The organism is Prochlorococcus marinus str. MIT 0918 (genome assembly GCF_027359415.1).
Classification (GTDB): domain Bacteria; phylum Cyanobacteriota; class Cyanobacteriia; order PCC-6307; family Cyanobiaceae; genus Prochlorococcus_E; species Prochlorococcus_E marinus_C.
On record NZ_CP114780.1, the window covers coordinates 298,736 to 322,522 of the forward strand.

At 29.4% G+C, this 23,787-nt stretch carries 25 protein-coding genes; 7 read left to right on the top strand and 18 right to left on the bottom strand.

Annotated elements, in window-relative coordinates; translation table 11 throughout:
• Nucleotides 1–1,182: a polysaccharide biosynthesis/export family protein gene (locus tag O5636_RS01650; protein WP_269622888.1), complete on the bottom strand. Its 1,182-nt coding sequence runs from the start codon at nucleotides 1,180–1,182 to the stop codon at nucleotides 1–3.
• Between the two features lie 216 nt (nucleotides 1,183–1,398).
• Entirely contained in the window at nucleotides 1,399–1,614 is a 216-nt protein-coding gene (locus O5636_RS01655; protein WP_269622889.1) for a TIGR02450 family Trp-rich protein, read from the bottom strand.
• A gap of 246 nt (nucleotides 1,615–1,860) precedes the next feature.
• On the opposite strand from O5636_RS01655, the gene O5636_RS01660 reads away from it, so the two are divergent.
• Nucleotides 1,861–2,301 carry a DoxX family protein gene (locus O5636_RS01660; RefSeq protein WP_269622890.1) on the top strand — a complete coding sequence of 147 codons (441 nt, stop codon included), beginning with the start codon at nucleotides 1,861–1,863 and terminating at the stop codon, nucleotides 2,299–2,301.
• A 374-nt stretch (nucleotides 2,302–2,675) separates the two neighbouring features.
• Here O5636_RS01660 and O5636_RS01665 read toward each other — a convergent pair whose 3' ends face one another.
• Nucleotides 2,676–2,915, bottom strand: coding sequence for a cytochrome b6f subunit family protein (locus tag O5636_RS01665; protein WP_269622891.1), 240 nt, complete (start codon nucleotides 2,913–2,915; stop codon nucleotides 2,676–2,678).
• 586 nt (nucleotides 2,916–3,501) lie between these two features.
• Nucleotides 3,502–3,663, bottom strand: coding sequence for a hypothetical protein (locus O5636_RS01670; protein WP_269622892.1), 162 nt, complete (start codon nucleotides 3,661–3,663; stop codon nucleotides 3,502–3,504).
• A 181-nt stretch (nucleotides 3,664–3,844) separates the two neighbouring features.
• Here O5636_RS01670 and O5636_RS01675 point away from each other — a divergent pair, with 181 nt between their 5' ends.
• Nucleotides 3,845–4,084, top strand: coding sequence for a hypothetical protein (locus tag O5636_RS01675; RefSeq protein ID WP_269622893.1), 240 nt, complete (start codon nucleotides 3,845–3,847; stop codon nucleotides 4,082–4,084).
• Nucleotides 4,085–4,786: 702 nt separating this feature from the next.
• On the opposite strand, the gene mfd is transcribed toward O5636_RS01675, so the two are convergent.
• Nucleotides 4,787–8,272, bottom strand: coding sequence for a transcription-repair coupling factor (gene mfd, locus O5636_RS01680; RefSeq protein ID WP_269622894.1), 3,486 nt, complete (start codon nucleotides 8,270–8,272; stop codon nucleotides 4,787–4,789).
• 39 nt (nucleotides 8,273–8,311) lie between these two features.
• Entirely contained in the window at nucleotides 8,312–9,016 is a 705-nt protein-coding gene (locus tag O5636_RS01685) for a hypothetical protein (protein WP_269622895.1), read from the bottom strand.
• A 91-nt stretch (nucleotides 9,017–9,107) separates the two neighbouring features.
• Here O5636_RS01685 and O5636_RS01690 point away from each other — a divergent pair, with 91 nt between their 5' ends.
• Nucleotides 9,108–9,812 (top strand): TerC family protein, encoded by a 705-nt coding sequence (locus O5636_RS01690; RefSeq protein WP_269622896.1) that lies wholly within the window; start codon nucleotides 9,108–9,110, stop codon nucleotides 9,810–9,812.
• A 3-nt stretch (nucleotides 9,813–9,815) separates the two neighbouring features.
• On the opposite strand, the gene fmt is transcribed toward O5636_RS01690, so the two are convergent.
• From fmt to O5636_RS01705, 3 genes are read right to left on the bottom strand one after another with little or no spacing between them, the layout of a single operon-like run.
• Nucleotides 9,816–10,835, bottom strand: coding sequence for a methionyl-tRNA formyltransferase (gene fmt, locus O5636_RS01695; RefSeq protein ID WP_269622897.1), 1,020 nt, complete (start codon nucleotides 10,833–10,835; stop codon nucleotides 9,816–9,818).
• Nucleotides 10,832–12,205: a TldD/PmbA family protein gene (locus O5636_RS01700; protein WP_269622898.1), complete on the bottom strand. Its 1,374-nt coding sequence runs from the start codon at nucleotides 12,203–12,205 to the stop codon at nucleotides 10,832–10,834. Before O5636_RS01700 ends, fmt begins: the two co-directional genes overlap by 4 nt.
• The gene (locus O5636_RS01705) at nucleotides 12,205–13,656 is read right to left on the bottom strand and encodes a TldD/PmbA family protein (RefSeq protein ID WP_269622899.1); all 1,452 of its coding nucleotides are present in this window, start codon (nucleotides 13,654–13,656) and stop codon (nucleotides 12,205–12,207) included. The genes O5636_RS01700 and O5636_RS01705 overlap by 1 nt, the downstream gene beginning before the upstream one ends.
• A gap of 121 nt (nucleotides 13,657–13,777) precedes the next feature.
• Here O5636_RS01705 and O5636_RS01710 point away from each other — a divergent pair, with 121 nt between their 5' ends.
• Together O5636_RS01710 and O5636_RS01715 are read left to right on the top strand one after the other, a co-directional pair.
• A complete protein-coding gene (locus tag O5636_RS01710; RefSeq protein WP_269622900.1) occupies nucleotides 13,778–14,110 on the top strand; it encodes a hypothetical protein in 333 nt (110 codons plus the stop codon).
• 2 nt (nucleotides 14,111–14,112) lie between these two features.
• Nucleotides 14,113–14,484, top strand: coding sequence for a 2Fe-2S iron-sulfur cluster-binding protein (locus O5636_RS01715; protein WP_269622901.1), 372 nt, complete (start codon nucleotides 14,113–14,115; stop codon nucleotides 14,482–14,484).
• Nucleotides 14,485–14,489: 5 nt separating this feature from the next.
• Here the strand turns inward: O5636_RS01715 and acsF are convergent, their stop codons facing one another.
• The 8 genes from acsF to O5636_RS01755 form a co-directional block, all read right to left on the bottom strand.
• Entirely contained in the window at nucleotides 14,490–15,533 is a 1,044-nt protein-coding gene (gene acsF / locus O5636_RS01720; protein ID WP_269622902.1) for a magnesium-protoporphyrin IX monomethyl ester (oxidative) cyclase, read from the bottom strand.
• A 132-nt stretch (nucleotides 15,534–15,665) separates the two neighbouring features.
• Nucleotides 15,666–16,118 carry a DUF2996 domain-containing protein gene (locus O5636_RS01725; RefSeq protein ID WP_269622903.1) on the bottom strand — a complete coding sequence of 151 codons (453 nt, stop codon included), beginning with the start codon at nucleotides 16,116–16,118 and terminating at the stop codon, nucleotides 15,666–15,668.
• A 67-nt stretch (nucleotides 16,119–16,185) separates the two neighbouring features.
• The gene (locus O5636_RS01730; protein WP_269622904.1) at nucleotides 16,186–16,695 is read right to left on the bottom strand and encodes a hypothetical protein; all 510 of its coding nucleotides are present in this window, start codon (nucleotides 16,693–16,695) and stop codon (nucleotides 16,186–16,188) included.
• Nucleotides 16,692–17,297, bottom strand: a complete 606-nt coding sequence (locus tag O5636_RS01735) for a flavin prenyltransferase UbiX (RefSeq protein WP_269622905.1) — start codon at nucleotides 17,295–17,297, stop codon at nucleotides 16,692–16,694. The genes O5636_RS01730 and O5636_RS01735 overlap by 4 nt, the downstream gene beginning before the upstream one ends.
• Nucleotides 17,298–17,312: 15 nt before the next feature.
• Complete coding sequence (locus tag O5636_RS01740; protein WP_269622906.1) at nucleotides 17,313–19,535, bottom strand: RNB domain-containing ribonuclease; 2,223 nt, start codon at nucleotides 19,533–19,535, stop codon at nucleotides 17,313–17,315.
• A gap of 185 nt (nucleotides 19,536–19,720) precedes the next feature.
• Entirely contained in the window at nucleotides 19,721–20,023 is a 303-nt protein-coding gene (locus tag O5636_RS01745) for a TMEM165/GDT1 family protein (RefSeq protein ID WP_269622907.1), read from the bottom strand.
• A gap of 2 nt (nucleotides 20,024–20,025) precedes the next feature.
• Nucleotides 20,026–20,379 carry a TMEM165/GDT1 family protein gene (locus O5636_RS01750; RefSeq protein WP_269622908.1) on the bottom strand — a complete coding sequence of 118 codons (354 nt, stop codon included), beginning with the start codon at nucleotides 20,377–20,379 and terminating at the stop codon, nucleotides 20,026–20,028.
• Nucleotides 20,380–20,382: 3 nt separating this feature from the next.
• Complete coding sequence (locus tag O5636_RS01755; protein ID WP_269622909.1) at nucleotides 20,383–20,739, bottom strand: YkgJ family cysteine cluster protein; 357 nt, start codon at nucleotides 20,737–20,739, stop codon at nucleotides 20,383–20,385.
• A 51-nt stretch (nucleotides 20,740–20,790) separates the two neighbouring features.
• Between O5636_RS01755 and psb30 the strand changes: the two genes are divergently transcribed.
• A complete protein-coding gene (gene psb30, locus O5636_RS01760) occupies nucleotides 20,791–20,922 on the top strand; it encodes a photosystem II reaction center protein Ycf12/Psb30 (RefSeq protein ID WP_269622910.1) in 132 nt (43 codons plus the stop codon).
• A gap of 67 nt (nucleotides 20,923–20,989) precedes the next feature.
• Here psb30 and recJ read toward each other — a convergent pair whose 3' ends face one another.
• Nucleotides 20,990–22,861 carry a single-stranded-DNA-specific exonuclease RecJ gene (gene recJ / locus O5636_RS01765; RefSeq protein WP_269622911.1) on the bottom strand — a complete coding sequence of 624 codons (1,872 nt, stop codon included), beginning with the start codon at nucleotides 22,859–22,861 and terminating at the stop codon, nucleotides 20,990–20,992.
• A gap of 60 nt (nucleotides 22,862–22,921) precedes the next feature.
• Between recJ and O5636_RS01770 the strand changes: the two genes are divergently transcribed.
• Entirely contained in the window at nucleotides 22,922–23,677 is a 756-nt protein-coding gene (locus O5636_RS01770) for an HAD-IA family hydrolase (protein WP_269622912.1), read from the top strand.
• Nucleotides 23,678–23,787: the final 110 nt, after the last annotated feature.

Below are 23,787 nucleotides of genomic sequence, written 5' to 3' on the forward strand. Positions count from 1 at the left end.
TTAATCAAAAAGGTTTAATAATGAGTATATACCCACTACAGGTCTTGTAATTGTACTTACAGATTCTGTTAAATACCCTACAGGTGATCTGTTTATATGAATTATATCACCAGATATCAGTATGGGATTGTTTGGTGAGCCTGGCTTAGCTGTGGGCATGTGGTTAAATTTTCGTTTATCTATTTCACCATTTGAATAAAACCTAATAAAACTTATATCTCCGCTGAATATTTTTTTACCTCCTGAGGCAGCAATTGCCTCATTTAATGATCTTCCATTTCGTATTGCTATTCTTCCAGACTTCTCAGCTTGGCCACTAATAAAGACATTGAAGGAATCAGGGTTGATATTAATAACTGATGCTTCAAGTATTTGTTTATTTAGAGATTTTTCACTTTTTCCTATCTTAATAATATCTCCATCAAAGATTCTTATGTTCTGGGACTGATCTCCTTCAAGTATTAACGGCATTAGATTAATAGTTGTTTTAATATATCCTCCACCATTTGTAATAGGATTTTTTCTTTTGATCTGTATATTTGATAAATCAGTAAAAGGTGTAATACCTTGTGAAATTCTTATTGCATCAAATAAAGTTGGAAAATTTATTGTTTGATATTTCTTATATAATTGTAATGAAGCTGCCTCTTCTGCAGGCATTAAAATATTATCTAATTTACCAGTGCCTTTAGTTGATAATGTTCCAACTTCATTTGGTATAGCTTGGTTTATACCTGATAAAGTATATAATCCAGGCCTTTTAACCTCTCCAGCTATAAAAGTTTTAACAGGTCTATATGCAATAATTCTGATTGAAATTTTTGGATATCTTACAAAAACAGAATATCTTTTTAATAAATCATTCTCTAATTCTTCTAAAGTTAATCCTTCTACATAAGTATTTTTTAGTTCAGGAATATATATATAGCCATCTGGTCCTACTGAAACATTAGTACTTAATTCAGGTAGATGTTCTAATTCTATTCTAATAGTATCTCCTGATCCTATAATATATGGAGTTTTATTCTTATTACTAGAGTAATGATTCTTTATAGGGTTACTATTTGTTTTACTATTATTTTCTTCATTATCAAGTGAATAAGCACTATTGATTGATAATGTAAGTAAGATTATACTTATTTTAATAAACTTATTTATATTTTTTCTTGTAACTAGGTACAATTTTATAAACTTTAAAAAATATCATTCTATTTAACCGCCAAACCTATCTGTTGTCAAGTTTAATCAAGAGATCCAAATATTTATAATATGGCTAGTCTAAGTAAATAATAAATTATTATAAAGGAATTTATTTAGTTATTATTCAAATAACTATCTTGGTTTGGTTTTGAATCCTAGCTCCTATATTTGAATCTGAAATTATTAGGGTTTATTATATTAATCTTCATCTGATAATTGCAGCCAACCACTTGTCCAATTGGCATATATTTTTAATTCATTCCAAGGTATTTCTATGGTGATACTTTTATCCATAATAGCGCAGAGAGTTACCCATCGTTCTTCTCCTTTACCCCCGTATTCTAGAACTTCAAAATGTCTATGGCCTTCTCTTGGTGTATTTGAAGTCCAGGCTTTGTTTGGTGGCCACCTCATTTTCTTGCTTTTGATAGGTACATTTACTTCCCTAATCTATAGAGTGAGAAGTTTTAATCATTTATATTTTAGGAACAATTTTAGGTTATGCAAATTAATATTATTTTTTTGCTTATAGAAGCATACATGCATATCAAATTTTATTTGGGAAATTTCTATAATTATCAACGGCATGCCTATTATAATTATAAGTTCTATTGGTATTACCATTAGTATCTAAAAAGGTTTATTCTTTTCACTGACTTGATGAGACCATCAAAACTACGATTTCTTGATTTAATTGGAAGAATTTTTCTTGCCACTGCATTTATCATACCAATTCCTCTTAAGATTCTACGTTACCCATTATTTTTAAAATCACTAATTGCTCATGGTATCCCACCAAACTTAGCTCCTTTCCTTTTGATTTCTGCTATTTTTTGCATGACAGTTGGTTCTACACTACTTATATTTGGTAGCCAACAGAAATTAGGATCATTCTTTTTATTGTTATTTTTAATTCCTACAACAATCATATTCCATCTCTCTCCTTTTCAATATAATATCTTTTTTACAAATTTAGGATTAATAGGAGGATTAATTATAATTATATCACGTCCTAATCCCTTAATTCATAGAATACCAATAATAAAGTTCGACAAAATTATAAATGATATAATATCAAAAATTAAAACTTTAATTAGCTAGTATTAAATTATGTTTAGGAATTAAATTTATAATAAGTAAATATAGAAATTAAATTAAAGTCTAAATAAATAGATAATAATACCTAGTAGTAAATATAAGTATTATTATTTAGTTTTTTTCATGTAATTTGTTAAGAGATTTTAGAATCAATTCAATTGTAATAGCTGTAAAAAATAATATTAGTGAAGGTAGAAATAATGGTTTCCATAATAATTGAAATAAGGACAATAGTTTATGATTGTTATTTAATTCAAAGATAATACTTGTTATAAAAAAGATCGATGCTGATATTATAATGAATATATTTATCACTAAAAATAAATCTATAATTTTTTTTAGATTTGTGATTATATTTTGATTCATAATATCACAAATTACTTATTAGGTTGAGTAATTTCGGATAATTCTTCTTCAAAAAACCATTGTGGTGAACCAATACTTAGATCCAATACCAGGCCAAATTGATTACCATCAACCATTTTATAACCAATTAATTTACCTGTTGGGTTTTTCTTTATATACTCTAGAAGTTTATTATTGAATCGATCTGCAATTCTATCAATATCTATTTTAAGAAGTTGACCTTTTTTTAATTTTGATGAATCTTTTATCATATGAAGTTGTAGGTTATATTTTATTTATTTGCAGAGTGCCTTTGGCTTTTATAGTCAAGTAATCAATATTGTTTTTATTGAATAAATGGTAATTAACATCTTTTTCAACTTTTGAAGCTATTATTGTATTGTTTTTATTTGATTTAAAAAGGTTTGAAAGACTTAGATGATTAACAAACATAGTGTTTTTTCTTTATCTTATTAATCTGATTTCCAATGTCAAGTAGAGTTATCATAATATTAATGGTTAAGAATTTACTAATATTTAAATATAGGCATAACATTAATTGAATATATTATGAGTTGTCATTTCTGTGTGTGCACAATTGATAAGCTAGCATATAAGATAATTCTTTTTTGCTTAATTCTGATTCATTGATAAATGACTGAGGAAGTTGTTTTTTCAATTGCTTAGAAGCAATTGATACACATTGATTCTTGTTTATATAATCTTTACTTATAGGGTATACTAGATTTAATATAATTATAAAAAGTATAAAATTTATTATACTCTTTGTATGGTCTTTTACTTTATCAATCGGTAAATTTCTAATGTAGTTTAGATATTGCTGGACTTTTATTTTCATTACTTTATAGATATATATTTCTTGGAATCAGTTTTCATTTCATTAATTATACATATTTCCAAAGATTGTGAAGATTTTCCTTTTATTTTCCAGTGGTTAATAAGTAGTTGTAGCTCCTCTATCCTTTGTTCTGCAAATTGAATCTTGTCTGTCGTATCCATAAAAATTTAGATAACATTTGAAATATGCTATGAAATAGCTTTTTAGCAATGCCAATGTGTTTAAAAGAAAGCTTTTCAATCAACTTTAAGTACTTATGCCTACTTACCTTTACCTCATTTTATTGGAATTGCCTTTATATGTAATTTTGCTATATATTTAATATAAGCTAAAAACACTTAAATGAAAAAAGTTAAATATGCAGAAGTTGCCCCTTGGGACGGAGGACCTAATCAAACTCATACCAATGACCCAGAATGGATTATGCAAAAGGGAATAATAGAAGTTAGTTTTAGCAGAAATCAACTTGACCATAATTATTTCCATATTAGAAGAGGAGATAAGGAAGAACAGGTATATACTTTTCAAGCTCGTTATCTTTACCAGGAGCTTTTAGATAAAGGATTTAATCTTAAAGAATAAATCCTTATTAAAACCTTTATTTATATTTATACTATACTTTATTAAAATAATTATATCAATTAATTATATAATTATTATTTTCTTCTAATGCAAATTGATCAAAACACTTTAATGGTATTTGCCTTATCGTTCTTTTTTCTATCTGGCTTTTACTATGTTTTCCTATGGGTTCGCGATTCCTTAGTTACAAATGGAGACGATACTAAAAGCACTCAACCTTGGGATTAAATAGAAAATTTCATTTTAACGTTAAAATTTTAAAACTCAAACACTTTACCTTCAGTTCCTACTGTAATAAGTGATTATACTTATGTTGAATATTTAATTATAATATAGAAATTTATGTGATATAAGATACTTTTCCACATTTATCTTCTTCTAATAACAAAAAAATTAAATAAAAATCCATGTAATCCAATATTCTCTCTTTGTATAATTTATAACTCTTGCCCAAACTGACTGCAGTAGAAGCAGTCTCAGGTTCGAGCTGATGTTGTCACACATCCACTTATGACTTTGTCCTACTCACATGATTTAGACACTGCATCATATGCATTCTGTGGAAATGTGGAAAAGCCCCCTAGGTGTTAAAACTCCTCGAGCTATCTTTTGGAATAACCACCTTGTAACTAATGTCATTATCAAATGTAAAAGGCTTATAGATTATTCTTCTTTTTATAATTATAGTTTGGCTATATATTTTTACGTTGTCTCTGATAGTTTATCTAGTAAATTAGAAGAAATGTTATTTTCAATATCTGAAATCTGTGTAGCCATCTTTGTTAACCAGTCTATTAGAAATTCAACTTGTTTATAAATAGGATACATATTTAATCCTCTTGCCATCACTTCTGATGTTTTAGAACCTTTTTTAAAAACCATTCTACCTTGTAAATGAGAATCTAAACCTTTCTTCAGTGACTTAAAGGCAGATTCAATCATTAAGGTTTCTAGTACCAAGTTTTTATTAACTACTTTTATTCGTGAAAATCCTGTTTGTTTAGCAATTATTTTTAATTTCATTATTAATAGTAATGCTTCTACAGAAGCTGGTAATTTACCAAACCTATCTGTCCATGATGCTGCTAATTCCACTAAACTTGCATTTGTTTGACATTCTGAAGCCTCTTTATATGCAATTAACTTTTGTTCATTATCTTTTAACCATGTAGAGGGTATAAATGCTGTTATAGGTAAATCAATTGTTGTTTCTTCAACAATTGGAATCTTTTGACCTTTAATCTCTGCTATTGATTCTTGAAGTATTTCCATATATAAATCAAAACCAATTGCCTCCATTTGACCACTCTGCTGAACACCAATAATGTTACCTATTCCTCTTATTTCCATATCTCTCATAGCTAATTGATATCCACTTCCAAGTTCACTAAACTCTTGGATTGCTTTTAATCTTTTTATTGCATTAGTATTTATTTCAGAATGATTTGGATAAAATAACCATGCATGAGCTTGTATACCGCTTCTACCAACTCTTCCTCTTAATTGGTATAATTGTGATAAGCCAAACCTATGAGCATCCTCAATTAATATAGTATTTACTCTTGGAATATCTAATCCACTTTCTATAATCGTAGTACATAACATTAAATCAGCTTCTCCTGCATTAAAAGCAATCATTGCATTTTCAAGTTCCCCTTCATCCATACGACCATGCGCCAATATTATTTTAACATTGGGCACCATTTCTTTGATTTTTAACGCTACTTCTTCTATGCCGTTAATTCTAGGAACTACATAAAATATTTGCCCACCCCTACTTATTTCATGACATATTGCACTTCTAATAACTTCAGGATCTTTATTAGTAAGATGAGTTTTTATTGATCTACGAAGTGGCGGTGGAGTTGTAATTAGACTCATTTCTCTCACACCAGACATACTCATATATAAGGTTCTTGGTATTGGAGTAGCAGAAAGTGTTATTACATCTACATTCTTTTTTAAAGATTTTATTTTTTCTTTTTGGTTGACTCCAAATCTTTGTTCTTCATCTATTACAAGTAAACCTAAATCTTTGTATATTATTTTTTTAGATAGCAATAAATGAGTTCCTACAATTACATCTATTTTACCTTCTTTTAGATTTGAATAAATATCTTTTTTTTCCTTACTAGATTTAAATCGGTTTAAGAGTGAGACTTTTATTGGATAAGGCGCAAATCTATCTGTTAATGTTCTCCAATGTTGTTGTGAAAGAATAGTTGTAGGAGAGAGTAATGCAACTTGTTTTCCTGATGTTATAGCTTTAAATAACGCGCGTATAGCTACTTCTGTTTTACCATAGCCAACATCACCACAGATTAATCTATCCATAGGAATAGATTTTTCCATATCATTTTTGATATCAATAACTGCTTTTAATTGATCTGGTGTAGCTTTGTAGGGAAATGCATCCTCTAGTTCCTGTTGCCAGGGACCATCTTCTGGAAATGCATATCCTTTTGTCGTAGACCTTTCAGCATATAGTTTGATTAAATCTATAGCAACCTTATTAATTGATTTACTAGCCTTTTCCTTTGCTTTAAGCCAACTAGTTCCTCCTAGCTTGTTTATTTTAGGGTTTGTACCATAAGATGATCTATATCTTCCAAGTGAATTAAGTTGATCAGCAGCTACCCTTAATGTTCCATCAAGATACTGAACTAGAAGGTAATCTCTACTCTCATTATTTACTATAAATTTTTCTATTTTTAGAAATTTACCTATTCCATGGTTACGATGAACTACATAGTCTCCAGAGGAAAGTTTATTAGGATTTATTTTTTTACTAGAAGCTGTTTTTCTTTTTCGTATGTATCCAGTAGTTGATATAAGATTTTGACCAAATATTTCTTTATCTGTTATTACTAAAACTTTCCAGGCTACTAAGTCTATACCTTCAATATCTACATTTGAATTAACCTTTAGTGCTAATGGAGTTTTTACTCCAATAATGTCTTTGATAAACTTATCTGAATTATTTTGTATAAACTTAACGTAACATTCATGCTCTTCAAGAAGAGCTGAAGTTCTACTAGGTTGAGCAGAATATAACCATATAGAGTATTTTTTCTTTTGGTATGAACGTATTAATTCAGCTAATTTACTAAAATGATTTGGATAGCTAGCTATTGATTTTGTTGGAAGTTCAAAATAATTATTATCTTTATCCGATGTGGTTATTGGGTTGTAATTAATACCTATATAAGATTGTAATATTTTATATAATGCATCATTATCATAATATAAAGACCTTAATTCTTCTTGGTTCAATTCATTATTAACATTATTTAAATATTCTTTAAGGGTTAGATCTACATGTTTCAACCAGTTATCAGTGTGGACTTTACATTGTTGTTCATCATCGATTACTAAGAATGTATCCTTATCAAGGTAATCTAATAGAGAAGCTTTATATAACTTTTTTATATCATTGGTTTTTAATGGATTTTCCGTTTGGTGATAATCAATTTCATTATCTGTAAGACAAAAGTTATAATTAACTGGTGTAATTGACAAATTATTTATAGTATCTAGTGATCTTTGTGTAATTGGATCGAATTCTTTAAGTTTTTCTATTTGATCCCCGAATAATTCAAGTCTTATAGGCAACTCATTATTTACTGCATAAATATCTATTATATCTCCTCTTCTACTCCATTGTCCTTCTTCCTCTATAGTATTTGTTTTATGATAACCCAGAAGTGATAATTTCTTACAAAATTCAGATAAATCCAAATTAGCTCCTATTTCAATATTAATAGAGTTATTGTTCACTTCATTGATTGAGGGTAAGTGAGGCTGAAGAGACTTCTCTGTTGTTATTATTGCCAATGAACTTATATCTTTATGTCTAATCAATTCGCTTAATACACTTAATTGACCCCAAATAATTTCATTTGATACGTTAATAGATTCAAATGGTGATGATTCACTTGTAGGATAAAATAATGTTTTTTTCCATCCCATAAGTTGTATTAAAGAAAACCACCTTGAAGCTTCTTCTAATGTAGGAAGTATTATTAAAAGTGGTTTCTTTGATTTTTTTGCTAGAACTGATGCTATTATTGCTCTCGCTGATCTAGAACCCTTAGAAATTTTTAATCTCTTAATAGTGGTAATTCTTAAGTATATTTCTTCTATTAAATTAGTATCTAGAAGGTTATTTATTAAAGATCTAAGTGCCATTAATGTTATTATATTATAATATTATAATAATATCACATTTTACTCTGATACATTGTCTAGTTTAGATATAAGCATCAGGTTAAACTTCAATAATTCTTTGTTTTCTAATTCAGATCTACTATTCTTACTAAAATTATTTTTAAGATATTCTCTCGCATAATTCAAGTCCCACCCAAGTTTTTTAATCATATTATCAGATAGTAATATCATTTGATCTTTGTCTATAAATCTTTTTAAACTAGAGATACCTTCGCCTTCTCTTATTTGTTGTAATAATTTAATTAATAAAATTATTTCTTGATATTCTGTTATTCTATTTCTATCTTTATAACCTAATGTTTTTTCAATAAAATCATTTTCTTGAGCCTTTGACCATCCAATTCTTTTAAGATTAACTTCTATTTGAGATAATTCTTTGCTCCAGTCTTGAGGCTCATCATTTTTATTGTCACTGTTCAGTTTGTCTTTAAAAGAATCCGATCTCTTAATTGAATTATCAGTTTTTATTTTTGGATCGTTCTTTCCTATAACTTTTGAATTATAATTAGAATTATTATTTTGACTTGGGATTATAATTTTTGTTTGTATTCTTTCCACTAAACTATTAATAGCAAGTTCCTCTGCTTCTTTTACATTTGAGGCTTGACCTAGGCTACTTCCTAGTTTTTCATTATTTTCATATCCAGTAATTCTTACAATAATATTGTTAGAATCAACGTGACAGAGTTCAGAGAAAAACTTCATTCGATGTTCCTGTTGTAATTATTATTTAGAAAAACATTTTCTTGTCATCTCTATTAAGCTTACTTGAAATAAGCAATTTGTGCTTTATTTAATGGACTCAGCCTCATTAGATATATTAACTCCTGTTCTTGACGGAATAGATCGTTGGGCAGAGTTGGCACCATTATTGCCATTGTTAGTCTTATTGGAGCTTGTTCTGTCAGCAGATAACGCTGTGGCTTTAGCGTCTATTACAAGGCAACTAAATAATCTCGAATTACAAAAGAAATCATTAAATATTGGTATTGCTATTTCTTTGATTTTACGTATTATTCTTATTCTTGCAGCAAATATAATTATTAAATATTCTTTTATTCAACTAATAGCAGCAATTTATCTTCTTTCACTTTGTTTTAATAAGTTTGTTTTCTCTGATAGAAATGATAATGAAGATATAATAGATAAACAAACTTCCAATTCTTTTTTTAAGGTTACATTATTATTAGCATTAACAGATTTAGCTTTTTCTATTGATAGTGTAACTGCAGCAGTTGCTATTAGTGATCAAATTCTACTTGTAATTACAGGAGCTTTTGTAGGTGTTATTGCTCTTAGGTTTACTACAGGATTTTTTATTAGATGGTTAGAGATATTTATTAATCTTGAAAATGCAGGTTATATAGCTGTTGGCCTTGTTTCCATTAAATTACTTATTAAGCTTATATTTCCTGAATTATTTATTCCGGAGTATACTTTTTTTATAATATTACTCCTAGTTTTTATTTGGGGATTCTCTAAACGTATTGTTAATGAATAATATTTAGCCTTTAAATTTTATTACATCTCTAAACTTGTTATTGTTCATTATTTGTTGTATTAATGATTTGCCTGAATTAATTTTCTTTCCTTCAACTTTTGCTTTTCTTATTAATATATAACCAGTTTTAGCTTTAATAACTAAGCCTTCGTCACCTAAAATACCTATTAGTTCTCCAGCTTTTGACTCATGTGACTTTCTAATTTCATTTATATTAAATTCTTTTATAAAGTTTATATAGGTATTTGACTGGATTAATTCGATTGCTTCTAATATTTTTATTCTTTTATTTTCTAATATTGTATAGGCGTTTGGATATAGTCCTAGAACTTTTTGCTGAATTTCGTAACTGCTACTATTCCAATTAATTAGATATTCTGATTTATCTATTAGATTTGCATATGTTGGATTTCTATTAAGTTTATATTGTTCTGTAAGTTTTAATTTGCTTTTACTATCTTTTGCCTTTTGTATTATTACTAGTGATTCTAGTAATGCTTCTGATGATAATTCACTTAATATTGAGCTTAATTCTTCTGCATTAACTTTAGGTTCGATCTTTGTATTCTTTTCTAATAAAATAGGTCCAGTATCTAGCCCTTCTTCCATTAACATTATTGCTATTCCTGTTTCTTTATCTCCTTCTATCACTGATCTTTGTATTGGTGCTGCACCTCTCCATCTAGGCAATAAAGATGCATGTATGTTCCAGCAACCATATTTAGGTTGTTTAAGTACATTCTTAGGTAATATTTGTCCAAATGCCACAACTACATATATATCAGCTTTCATTTCATTAATTTGAGATTGTACCTCTATGTCTTTTTTTATATTAGTAGGTGTAAAAACAGGTATATTCATTTCTATAGCTTTTTCTTTAACTGGCGAATAACATATCTTTTTACCTCTACTTCTCTTTCTATCTGGTTGAGTAACAACAGCAATGATTTTATGGTTACTATTTATTAGTGAATTAAATATAGGTATACAATATTTAGGTGTTCCCCAGAATATTATATTCATGAATCACCAGTTATTGATAACTCATTAATCCAAATATGAGGAGAAACCCCTTGATGAGTTTCAAATTGCTTATTTTCTATTTGAATAATATTATTTAATAGACTAATTATGTCTCCTGCTATAGTTGCAGACTCAATAGATTTCTTCATTCCATTTTTAACTAACCATCCATCAAATGGAAGTGAAAATGATCCTTGACTAGCTTTTATTCCTGCATGTAATGCATTAAGATTCTCTACCAAAACAAATGTTTCTTTAGATTTCTCAAAATTTAAGTTTGGGCAAAGGGATACTATTCCATCACTTTTTGATATGACAGGCCAGTCTGGCGAAACAGATGCTTTTGCTCCTATCGATGCATGGCCAGTAGGATTAACACCATATTCCCTTGCTGTAGCCTCTGAATGTATAAAGTTTTTTAGAGTACCATCTTTAATGATAATAATATCTTGTGTAGGAGTACCTTCTCCGTCGAAGGTAAAGGCTCCTATATTAGATTTATGAAGTCCATTGTCACTTAGAGATAATATCTCACTAGCCACTTGATTACCGATTGATTCCTTCGTAGATAAACTAACCCCATCAATCACGGACCTAGCGTTATATATATTACTAAAGGCTGTTATAAGATCTAGGAAAGCTTCTGGTTTAAAACAAACTAAATACTTTCCTGTTGTTATTGGATGATAATCTAAATGATCGATAGTTCTTGTTGCAGCTTCTTTAATACAATTATTAATATCAAGTTCATTTACACCATGAGCTAACTTTATTGATCCTGAACTTCTAGGCTTTCTACCATTTTCTTCTGCTCTAGCAAAAAGATATAGACTGGCTTGTGTTAGTAACATATGTCTTACTGCACCCTCACTATTAATATATACTCGTTCATATCTATTTTCTGACAGTCCATTATATGGAACACTTTTTATAGAATTATGGCTATTAATAAGATCACTTTCAGCTTCTATTAATAGATTTATTAGTTTTGTTATCCCAACTGATTCTCTAATTGGCCGCTTAATTAATGGAAGATCAGTTTTAGATAGTTTGGAGAAATCAGGAGTTTCATTATTGTTACCAAACATACTAGCTTCTAGAGCTTTATTAAGTGCTTTTCTAAGACCTACATCTGATAAATCTGATGTACTTGTTGTTCCAACTAAATTCTCACTATTCCATACTCTTATTGTTATATTACTTTTTTGAGAAGCTTTAGTTTGCTTTGGTTCACCTTTGTCAATTTGTACTGATATGTCATTATTTACTGAAGCTCCAAAGTCCCACTTTTTAATATTAATTTCTTTTGATAAAGTGTTTAACTTATCTTTTAAAAATAATTCATTAATTAGAGTGCTTTTATTATTCATTATCTTCCTCCAATGGTTATTGAATCAACCTTTATATGTGGTTGTCCGACGGTAACATTTATATTCCCACTGACAGAACCACAGAACCCAGCAGCAAGATCAAGATCATCTGCACACATTGATATTCTGGGCATAATGTCTATTGCTTCTCCAATTAATGTTGCTCCTTTTACTGGTTCAGTTAATTTGCCATTCTTTATTAGATAACCTTCTTCAACAGAAAAGTTAAATTGTCCTGTTGCTCCAACGCTACCTCCTCCCATTGATTTGCAATAGATTCCTTGATCAATACTTTCAATTAATTCATTAACTTTATAGGGACCTTTTTCTATATATGTGTTTCTCATACGACTAGCAGCAGCGAAAGCATAGCTTTGTCTTCTTCCACTACCGGTTCTTGCATGCCCAGTTCGCAACTCTCCTGCTCTATCACTTAGAAATTGTTTTAATACACCATTTTTGATAAGTATTGTTTTTTGTGTTTCCATACCTTCATCATCCATAGAAATTGATCCAAATGCTCCTTCACTAAGGCCTTCATCTATTGCTGTTACAGCCTTATTTGCAATTTGATGGTTTAGTTTATGTTCAAAAGGGGTAGTTCCTCTTTCGATCTGAGTTGTTTCGAGTAGATGACCGCATGCCTCATGAAAAATTACACCACCAAATTTATTGGCTAGAACTGCAGGCATTTGTCCAGCATTTACATATTTTGCATAAAGCATTTTATTTGCACTTTCATTAATTTCTTGGGCTGTTTCATCGGCGTTCCATTCAATAAGAGCACGGGGTTGTGATGATGAACCTAATCTTCTTCCAATTGATGATCGATTCTTTTTGTCTGCTGCTAAAACATTTACTCCAATAGATTGATATAATCTTAAATCTCTAGCAAAAGTTCCGTCACTTGAAGCGACAATAACTTCTTGTATGGTTTTTGAATAACTTCCTCTTCTCACATTTAATTTTGGACCATACTTCCTTAGATGGTTTGTTGCTTCTAATATTTTTTTACTACTTTCTTGAAGAGATGGACAGTCTGATAGAAATTGGTTTTTATTTTTTCCGAAGTCTTTTAGGTTGTTTAACCCTTCAAATGACTCATTATTTAATGTGATCTTTTCTAATCCCAGCATTCCTAAAGCTTGATCTAACGCAAATTTCAACCCGGATTCAGAAAAATCATTAGTTGATACAAAACCATCTCTTTTCCCTAAAAAGGCTCTTATTCCAATTCCTTTACCTATGGAAGGATTAACACTTGTTACTGTGTCTTGTTCAGCAAGAAGAGAAATGTTGTCTATATTTTCAATGAATATTTCTACGAAATCTGCTCCTGCAGAGATTCCGTATGAAAGTAGTTCTTCAAGGTGTTTCTTGAAAGTGTCGTCTATGGAATGAGTTTCAAGAAAATTGGGGTTTAAATTGTTCTTAGTTAAAGACACGTACACACCTCTTACAATTTTATAATAGGCTTTATAACTAAAGATAAATACTTAAGTTGAGATACCCTTTCATTACTTACCTAATCACATAGGCCTATTATCTATATGAAAAGGTTTATTTTTTTATATGCCTGATCCAATTCCTCAATACATATTGATTGCCCCAGTTGGTCAATTATGTGGTAACGGCCAATTACGTGAGACTATTTCTGAACGTAGAAATAGACAAGGTAATGATGTACCTTTTTGGTATCTTTCTTCTGATTTGGTTCAGAAATTTAATATCTCCACGTCTAACTTTGAAGCTGTAGTTAGTGATCAGAAAACTGCCATCATATGGCTTCAACTGAGATTTGGTGGTGAGATTATTAATAAGAAATTAGATTTACATCAATTAAGACAATCAGCGATGGAACTTCCACCAGCAGCAGCTCATAGAGATATTAGTATTACTGACTAATCGTGGAATCAAACCAAACGCACACCATTACAATTCATTTTCGGCAAGAAAATCGTACTATTTCTCTCGAAATACCTGAGGGAGAAAGCATTTTGCGTTATTTCGAAGAAAAAGGTGAAACTTTGCCTTTTTCATGTCGAAATGGTTGTTGTACGACTTGTGCAGTAAAGGTTATTTCTGGTTCTATGGATCAATCTGATGGTATTGGTTTATCTAAACAGATGCAGGATAATGGTTATGGATTGTTATGTGTAGCCAAAGTTAATGGCCCTTTAGAGGTAGTAACTCAAGAAGAAGATGAAGTATATGAGCTTCAATTTGGTAAATATCTTGGATCAATTAAAAATAAGGCTGGTAATCCATTTGATATGTAGTTTGTTTATCCATAACGAACAGCATTTGTTTTTTCCATTGGTAGAATAAACTGTTTTAATATTAAAGTTACGAATTTTGCCATTGCAACAGGTTTTTTGATACCTTTTTCACTTCTCCAAGCTTTAAATGCGTTTAATATTTCTATTCTCATTTCCAAGAATTTACCATCATCAAATTTGTATACCCAGGGAAATGCATTTTTAGAAGTATTGTTTGTTTGAATAATTACTTCTTCATCAAACAATACTGGATCTATTCCTAAGAGCTTATAAAAATCTCCTCTTTCACAAACTGTAAGTGTATGAGTAAGAAATACAGTCCACAGAAAGAATCGACTTAAAATTTTACCTCTAAATCCTTTGGTCATTCCAGGCCAGCATCTCATCATCAAATTTATACAATCACCATGTCTATTTTCATCTTGACACCATGGTTCAAAGAAATCAAATAAAGGTGCACAAACCTTTTCAGGATTAGCTTTTAGGTGCCTATTAATTAAAATATATCTCCAATATCCAATCTTCTCAGATAGATACAAGGAATAAAGAACCCAGCTTAGTGGGAAGAAAGTAGCAGCTCTTTTTTTGGGTAGGTTTGGTAAATCAACGTTAATACCCTCAGTTTTTAATGCCCTTCCTAGAAATCCAGCGTGACGAGCTTCGTCACGTGCGAGGAATGTAAAGAATTGTCCTAACTCTGCACGACCTGCTTTTTTAAATCTGTTAGAAATTTCTTTAAAGAGTAAAAAACCAGAAAACTCTGAAACTACTGAACGAACTAAATAACTTTCATAGACTGCTTTGTCTTCAGCTGATAGATCTTGAAGCCTTTCTAAAGATGCTTTTCTGTCAAAGTGCTTAAGGTTGTAGTCAGCCTCCATCTCCTTGAACATTGCTTCGAAATCTTTTCTTGCAATATCTAGATCAGTTTTTGCTGCTTTTTCGAATTCGGTTGTATAAAAGCGAGGAGTTAGAAGGTTTTCATCAAGATGAGGAGGGAGTTCGTTCCTAGCAAGAGTTGATGGAGCTCCAGATGTTAAGGCTGTCATTTCCTTCTTCAATTTAGGGGATTATAATAAGACTTAAACTGACATTTTTGGTAAAAACTTCATGTAGTGACTAAATTGGCAATTATTAGAACGTATTAATTGGTAAATGGGTTCAGTCTAAGAAAGAAAAATTTAGTTGTTGCCTAGCCATTTCTGACCATTAAGTCTTTGTATAAATCTAGAGGTAATAAGTTTAAGAGTAATTTTCTTTTCATCAATAAGAAAAGATTCTAAAAGACTAGGTTCTGATTGTGATTCTGAAAGAGCTATGTTCTTCGATGATTTTATATTTGCTTTGTCAAAAGTAATCCAAAATTTCCTTCCATTATCTAATGAACCTTGGATCATCCAACAGTCACCTCCAACTACAGGTCGTTGATCTTGTTTTAAAACTATGGAACTTGATCCAACTCCCTTTGAGTTAAGGGCAGATTGAAGATCAGGAATAAGATCATCATTAATAAATTCTTCAAAAGGCTTTTCTTCTAATTTTTTGGGCTTTTCTTTTTGAGGTGTTGTGTTTTTAAAGTCATTAGTTTGACTTGGTACAAGAGGTAGTGATTCTTCTTCTTGATTAATGGCCAATTGAAATGAACTAACTGATTTTATTATAAGATTAAAATGTTATGAACAGGTTTAATATTTATAATTTTTACCATTTTTCGTCGATAATATCCATCCAGTCATTTTGAGTGGTGATATTACTAAAATCCTTGTTTACTTTATTTGTATAAGTATAATCTTTTTGTTCTAAATCTACATTTTTAAATTGTGAATTTTTATCTTTAATTACTTTGTATGGAACTGAAACTGTTGGACTTGGCTCTCTTATATCCCTTTCGAAATACTGTATACTTTCATTAATAATAGGATCTTCATGTTGGTAGCTTTCTGCTGTTGATTGATTAATATTTAATTTAGATTTTGTTTTACTTGTATGAGTATTAATTTCATATAATAGGATAATGTTATTGAGAGAAGAAAGAGAAAAGCCGATTAAACCTCCTATAGCTAAAAGCGTACCTAAACTATATTCCTTAGTCTCCCATAATAATATCTTCAGTTTTGATTTTTCTTGTATATTAGTAGCAGAAATTAAAAAGATCAATATAATAGGAGTTAATGAAATAATAATAAAACTTTTATTTAATAGATATTTCATTTAATTCCTTTCCATCTATTTATTTTTGGCAAGTCAAAATCAAATGAATCGAATAGTCTGACTGCCATAAAATCAATCATTTCGTCTATAGTTTTAGGGTCTGAATACCAAGAAGGTATACAGGGTATTATTTTTGCTCCTGCTTCACATAATAAAGTCATATTTTTAAGATGAATAAGATTAAAAGGACTTTCTCTAGGAGAAATTATTAGAGGTCTTCCTTCTTTTAGATGAACATCTGCACATCGTTCAATTAAATCAATAGAACAACCTGAGGCAATTCTTCCAAGTGTTCCCATAGAACAAGGAATGATTACCATTCCTTTTGTTGTATAACTTCCACTAGCAATGTTGGCTGAATTATCATTCCACTTATGACAAGTAATTTTACCGCTATTATTATTAAGTCTTTCTCGCCAGAAAAGTGCTTGTTTTTTCATTTCTAATGGTATTTGTATTCCTTTCTCAGATTTCCATACCTCATATGCTCCTTTACTGATAATTATATCTAAATTTTGATGACTTTTAAGAAGTAGATCGATTGCTCTTTCAGCTATTATTTGTGATGAAGCTCCAGTTAAAGCTATTACAAGAGAAGACATAATAATAATTATTAATTAGTTTTTAGTATTACTGATTTTAGCTTCTTCTATTTCAATAGAAGAAGTATTATCAGCTGTAAGGTTAATGTCTAAATCTATTTGATTTCTTAGTAAATCTATTTTTAATACTTTTACCATAACTTTATCTCCTAATTGAAATGTCTTCTTATTTTTACGTCCTATTAATAGGTTTTGTCTAGATCTGTATTCATACCAGTCATCATTTAATGAACTAACATGTACTAATCCTTCAGCTTTCGATGGTTCAATCTCTACAAAAAAACCATAACTCTGAACCCCAGTAATAGTTCCTTCTATAACTTTGTTTATGACATTTTCTACTGCTCTTAGTTGAATCATTGATATTAAACCTAATTTAAATGATTTAGCTTGATCTTTTTTACTATTTAAATCCTTAATAACCATTTCATTAACTAATTTTGATAATGTTGATAAAATTGATTTTGAGAATATAGAAGATTCGGATGTATTATCTGTATTTTTTAAACCAAACAAATTTTCATTTCTAACATTTTTCTTTGTTGTTGACTTAGCATCTAGTAGTAGCTTTACAAGAATATATTGATTAATAATATCTGAATAACTTTGGCCTGGGGATGTCCATGGCGTTTCTATATAACTACTATTATCTTCTATTAAACCTTTATCTTCATTGTTATAATTACTAGACAAAACATATTTAGCATCTGGAATTGTATTAGATATCAATTTTTCAATTAATTCTTTATTAGGACTTATATTCATAGCTTTTATAAGATCTTCGAAACGTACAATTCCATCTTCATTTACTGTGATATTTGATTCTAGAACTAATGCAGATTTGATTATCTCATTAATTTGTATATCTCGCTGTCCTTTTCTAACTAAAAGTATATGTTCAATTTGGTAAGAATTAAAATGATTTTTTAAAATAATATTTGATAATTTCATAAATTGAGACAATATTGATTGTGGATCATTTAAATTTAAGGGTTTATTCCATCCTTCATAATCTTCGCCAGGTGTAAATACATTAAAATCATCTAAATATTTAAGATCGGGATATAAAATATTTAATTCAATCATTCCTTGTTGTATTAGTGTTTGATTTATTAATTTTGAAGTATGTATTATATTTTCTAACTGTTGAATACTATCTTTTATTGCTTTTAATTTTGCTGGTATTACTCTGCTCCTTGGCTTTCTATTTAATAATGATTCAATATGACTAGGATTAATTTCATTTTTTGGTTCAACTATACTTAAGTAGAATTGATATGAATTCACTTCTCCATTCTTACCTAGAATAAATTCTATTGTTACTGCTTCATTAGCTTTATTCAATTGCAAGCAGGATTCTTCATATAATTTTTCATTTAATAAATTTTTCCATTCAATAGCTAAACAAATAGATTTTGATCGATCTTTTATCCAATCATCTAATTTACTTCCAAAGTTAATACGTTCACTTATTGCTGGTACATGAAGCCAAACTTTCATTCCTCCTTTATAGGGTTCAGTATAGATTGCTGGAAGTAATGGCGAATCTTTTGATACCCAGCTTTTTAATAATAAACATGGCTGACTTTGTAAATTAATGCGAGGTTTTAAAATAGGTTGTTTTAAGGCGACATTAGGAGCTTTACTTTCATTTAATAAATTATATTTTGTCTTTATTATTTCTAAATCTCCTTCTAATCCATTATCCAAAGTTAGTTTTCTAGAAACTTCGCCAGTAGCCCTAAGTTGTGCTATAGGGTACCTGGTGATTTTTATATCTACAATGTTTTGGTTTTCTTTTTCTAGGTATTCATTATCTATATGAGGTAATTCTATTAATGAAAGTATTCTTTCATCTAATGGATCTCCGTATAGGATATTTTCTTCTTCTCTAAGTGTTGCAAGAACATTCTGTTTTGACCTTTCAAGTATACATAGAACCTTACCTTCAGGAGATCTCCTTCTAACAGCTTCTCTATTTATTTTTACTAGTACCTTATCACCGTGCCATGCTTGATTAAGGTTTTTCTCTCGTACATATATATCCTCACCACCGTCATCTCTAACAGCAAAACAGAATCCCTTGCTACTACTTCTAATTCTTGCTGAAATATAGTTGATATCATTGGTTTTTTCTATGAACTCTTCTTCTTTTGTTTGAATAATCCCTAATTTAGTAAGAGCTTGTATTGCTATATGAAGTCTAGATCTTTCTAACTTTTTGGTTAGTTTAAGCATTTTTTCAATTGACTTTATCTCTAGGCTCCCTTCATTGGGTAGCAGTTCTAGAATTTTGGCTACCGTAAACATCATTATTAAAGAATCCTGTTTTGGATAGTTTTAGTTATTAGAGATTGTTCAATAATTATATTGCAGTACCTCTTTATTATTGATAAAAGATCCAAATCTGCATAGAAAGGAATTTATTTGGCATCTTGGTTAATCTCAGATTGTTCGGGAGTACCTATTAATAATGTTATACCTATTACCAGAAAACCAATTGCAGCAAGTGATTTTATAATTGATTCTGGTATGAAGTTCGCAAATGATCCACCTAGTAATACTCCAATAAGACTTGCAATTATAAGCGCAGTTGAGGAGCCAATGAATACAGCTAAGGGTTTTTTACTGGTTCCACTTATTGCCAGAGTTGCAATTTGAGTCTTGTCACCTAATTCGGCTAGAAAAATAGTTATAAATGTAGATATTATTATTGATTTAGTCATTGTTAGATGATTCCAAAATTAAATAAATTACTTACTTCTATGAAAATAACTATACTTAATATAATCATAATAATACCAGCAGATTTATTAAAGATATTCTCTGGTATTTTATTTGCAAGCCATGAGCCTATTAAGACACCTATTAGACTTGTACATATTAATGCTAATGAAGATCCTATGAAAACAAGTTTAGGATCTCCTGTTTCAGCAGCTAAAAGGAGAGTCGCAATTTGAGTCTTATCACCAAGTTCAGCTAGAAATACTGCAGTAAATGTTTTAATAATAACTGAAAGGAAATCTTCATTATCAGTATTCTTGATAGAAAAAAGGTTTAAGAATTGCTCTTTCTCAGTCATATATTATGAAAAAGTATGTTTTTTAAAGGTTTTCATTACCTTACTCCGACCGCCGTATATATGCCTTATTTGTTGTTTACAGCAAGTAATAGCAAATTGATTGATATCTTTTGACTTGATGTTAAATAATTTCGTTAAGTTTGAGACATGACAAAAATCTGGTCTGTCTTTATATATACGGCATGCCTTTGTTGATTTATTGTAAAAACGGCACCATCCATCTTCGCCTACTAATGAAAAATAAAAGGTTTGTTGTTCAACTGATAATGCGTTTAGAGCTTCATTCCTATCCTCAGGAGCTAGTTTGCAGCAAGCCCCACAATTTTTGATGCATCCCCATTTTGCTGATTCTTTTGTCATGTAAAGGAGTTTAATTATTTACACATGCAACAATGAGATTACAAAAAGCCTATGGATGCTACGTGTGAGTTTATTATAAGTGAAGTAAAAAATCGATCAATGGGAAACCTATTACCTCTTGCTGCAGTAGCTTTAGCAGGACCAGCTATTATAGCTTTAGTCTTCTATAGAAGAGGCGCATAACACTAAAATTTCTCTAGATTAAATTATTGAATAGTAATATTCGATAATATAATGAAAATAAATAGGATTATTTGATACCTAATAATATTTTGCTATTTAATATAATTAGATCAATATAATCATTATTAATTAGTTTGTTGTCAATATATGCCTTATTATTATTAATATTATAATTAATTTTTTTCCCTTTTGAGTTTACTATTAATATAGAACCATCTTGGTTATTAGAACACTTATAGACTTTGTCATTTAATATAAACGTCTCTCCTTCGCTATAATATTTATATGAAAGGATCTCTATAGAAGCTCTTCTTGATCTTTTATTGTTTATAATTTTCAAATTAAATAAGATATCAATACAGTCATTTAACTTGATTAAAATATCTTTTGCTTCCCATAAAATACAATTATATTGAATTTGTGCTTGCTCAAGAGTTAATATTAATTCGCCAAAGTATCCATATTTTATAAATTTAACTAAGCAATTTTTTGTACAGAATAATGGTTTAGGATTACCTATACCAAATGGTTCTAGTCGTTCTATGTCATTTAGTAAGGTATCATCAATTTGATTAAAATTGATAAATGCCTCAGGATTTAAAGATTGGCATTTATTTTTATTATCTAGTAGTTCTTTACTAGTTGATAGCTTTTCTTGAAGTGTCATTAAATTGTTAGCTTTTACAGTAAATCCTGCTGCTGCGGAATGACCTCCATATTTGATTAGTAGATTAGAACATTCACCTAATATATTCATTAAATTGTATCCTTTTGGGGCTCTTGCAGATCCTCTCATCACACCATTTCCATCACTAGTTAATATAGCTGTTGGCTTTGAGTATTTTTGAGATATTTTTGAAGCAACAATTCCTATTACGCCATTATGCCAATTGCTGTTTGCTAAAAGAATGAAATTCTCTATTGATTTACTTTTCTCAATCAAGTTTAGAGCCTCTATTTCTATAGCACATGTAATTTTTTTTCTATTATCATTTATATCCTCACAATATTTTATCTTGTCATTAATCGCTGATTCGTCTTTTTCTAGAAGCAATTCAATTATAAAGTTGGGATCGTCAATTCTCCCTATAGAATTGATTCTAGGGGCAATTTTAAAACTTATATCATGTGAATTTATTTTCTTCTGTATAATTTTTGAATTAGTTAATATTCCTTTTAGTCCCATAGATTCAGTATTGGAAATATTATTGATCCATTTCTTTAACCAATATCTATTTGCTCCATTAAGATTTGCCATATCAGCAATTGTTCCAATACAAAATAAATCTTGGGATAACTTTAAGGTTTCTTCTTTATTCAATCTTGTCGCAACTTCTTCCGCTAATATATATGCAATACCTACGCCGGCTAAAGATTTATATTGTGAATCCCTTGGAGTTGTTTCAGGATGTATAAGAGCATATAAATTGTTTATTTTATCCTTAATTTTATGATGATCTGTAACTATAACATTTATTCCTTTAGCATGAGCAAGATCTAGGGCTTCAATTGCTGAAACACCATTATCTACTGTTATTAGTAACGATATTCCTTTTTGTTTTAATTTATTTATAATATTTTTATTAAGACCATATCCCTCATCCTTTCTAGATGGAATTATTGGCAATGTTTCTATTTGAAGCTTTGTTAATACATCAATAAGTAATGTTGTGCTTGTCATTCCATCAGCATCATAGTCTCCACATATTGCAATTATTTCTTTTCTTTCTTTTGCTATAAGAATCCGTTCTACTGCTTTATTAAGTTGTGGAAAATCTCTTATGGCCCTAGGAGGCTTTGTAGGATTTAAGTATTTTTCTATTTTATCATTAGTTCTTAAACCTCTTCTATAAAGTATTTCTATAATTACATTAGACAGTTTTATATTATCAATAGAACTGATATCTATTGAATCTGGTATATTCCATTTGCTAAGCAATTAATTACCTCAGTCAATTTTATATAGTATATTATATTTAAATATTTATGCTATTTTAATATGCATTTATTAAAGTCTGTTTTTTGGGACTTGGATGGAACAATAGCTGAAACTGAGATCTCAGGGCATAGAATTGCTTTCAACAAAGCTTTTAAGGATAATTCTCTTAATTGGTTTTGGGATGAAAAGATCTATGTAGATTTATTAGAGATAGGTGGTGGTAAAAATAGAATTAAGTATTATTGTAATAAGTTAGCACTACCAATTAATGATAATTTAGTAGATAGAATTCATAGTAAGAAGAGTGAATATTATCAAGAAATTATGAAAAAAGGTAATTTACCCTTAAGGAAGGGAGTGATTAGATTAATGACTGAATTAACAGCTAGAAATGTAAGTCAATGGATTGTTACTACTTCTACCAGAAAATCTGTTGATATTCTTATCGCTACTTATTTAAAAAATAATAATATAAGATTAGATGGTATTATAACTTCAGATGATGTTCAATTGCATAAGCCTCATCCTGAAGCATATTTACTAGCTCTAAGTCTAAGTAATTCAAGCAAAGAAAATTCTATAGTTATAGAGGATTCTTCAATTGGACTAGCTGCAGCTAAATCGGCAGGTCTGAAATGTGTAATTACATTGTCTCCTTGGTTAAATTATTTACCATCTAAAATGTCAAAAGCAGATTTAGTTGTAGATAGTTTAGGAGATTTCAATAATAAGTTTAAGGTTTTCTATGGACACACTTCAGAAGATGTGGTTAATTATAATTGTTTAAAAGCTTTAAATGATATTTGCTCCAAATGAAATATTATAAGACAAGTTTTTCTAATTTTGTTGATTATTTATATTCTACTTTTTCTAGGATCATAGTAGGCTCCTGGAAAAAAAGGAGTTTGGGCTTAATTTCTTTACTA

Excerpts from the sequence above, each read along its gene's own strand:
- O5636_RS01755 (WP_269622909.1), bottom strand. The coding sequence starts at position 20,739 with ATGACAAAAGAATCAGCAAAATGGGGATGCATCAAAAATTGTGGGGCT.
- psb30 (WP_269622910.1), top strand. The coding sequence starts at position 20,791 with ATGGATGCTACGTGTGAGTTTATTATAAGTGAAGTAAAAAATCGATCA.
- O5636_RS01745 (WP_269622907.1), bottom strand. The coding sequence starts at position 20,023 with ATGACTAAATCAATAATAATATCTACATTTATAACTATTTTTCTAGCC.
- O5636_RS01665 (WP_269622891.1), bottom strand. The coding sequence starts at position 2,915 with ATGATAAAAGATTCATCAAAATTAAAAAAAGGTCAACTTCTTAAAATA.
- O5636_RS01750 (WP_269622908.1), bottom strand. The coding sequence starts at position 20,379 with ATGACTGAGAAAGAGCAATTCTTAAACCTTTTTTCTATCAAGAATACT.
- O5636_RS01700 (WP_269622898.1), bottom strand. The coding sequence starts at position 12,205 with ATGAATAATAAAAGCACTCTAATTAATGAATTATTTTTAAAAGATAAG.
- O5636_RS01685 (WP_269622895.1), bottom strand. The coding sequence starts at position 9,016 with ATGAAGTTTTTCTCTGAACTCTGTCACGTTGATTCTAACAATATTATT.
- fmt (WP_269622897.1), bottom strand. The coding sequence starts at position 10,835 with ATGAATATAATATTCTGGGGAACACCTAAATATTGTATACCTATATTT.
- O5636_RS01675 (WP_269622893.1), top strand. The coding sequence starts at position 3,845 with ATGAAAAAAGTTAAATATGCAGAAGTTGCCCCTTGGGACGGAGGACCT.
- O5636_RS01670 (WP_269622892.1), bottom strand. The coding sequence starts at position 3,663 with ATGGATACGACAGACAAGATTCAATTTGCAGAACAAAGGATAGAGGAG.
- O5636_RS01735 (WP_269622905.1), bottom strand. The coding sequence starts at position 17,297 with ATGTCTTCTCTTGTAATAGCTTTAACTGGAGCTTCATCACAAATAATA.
- O5636_RS01710 (WP_269622900.1), top strand. The coding sequence starts at position 13,778 with ATGCCTGATCCAATTCCTCAATACATATTGATTGCCCCAGTTGGTCAA.
- O5636_RS01770 (WP_269622912.1), top strand. The coding sequence starts at position 22,922 with ATGCATTTATTAAAGTCTGTTTTTTGGGACTTGGATGGAACAATAGCT.
- O5636_RS01660 (WP_269622890.1), top strand. The coding sequence starts at position 1,861 with ATGAGACCATCAAAACTACGATTTCTTGATTTAATTGGAAGAATTTTT.
- O5636_RS01740 (WP_269622906.1), bottom strand. The coding sequence starts at position 19,535 with ATGCTTAAACTAACCAAAAAGTTAGAAAGATCTAGACTTCATATAGCA.
- acsF (WP_269622902.1), bottom strand. The coding sequence starts at position 15,533 with ATGACAGCCTTAACATCTGGAGCTCCATCAACTCTTGCTAGGAACGAA.
- O5636_RS01690 (WP_269622896.1), top strand. The coding sequence starts at position 9,108 with ATGGACTCAGCCTCATTAGATATATTAACTCCTGTTCTTGACGGAATA.
- O5636_RS01655 (WP_269622889.1), bottom strand. The coding sequence starts at position 1,614 with ATGAGGTGGCCACCAAACAAAGCCTGGACTTCAAATACACCAAGAGAA.
- mfd (WP_269622894.1), bottom strand. The coding sequence starts at position 8,272 with ATGGCACTTAGATCTTTAATAAATAACCTTCTAGATACTAATTTAATA.
- O5636_RS01730 (WP_269622904.1), bottom strand. The coding sequence starts at position 16,695 with ATGAAATATCTATTAAATAAAAGTTTTATTATTATTTCATTAACTCCT.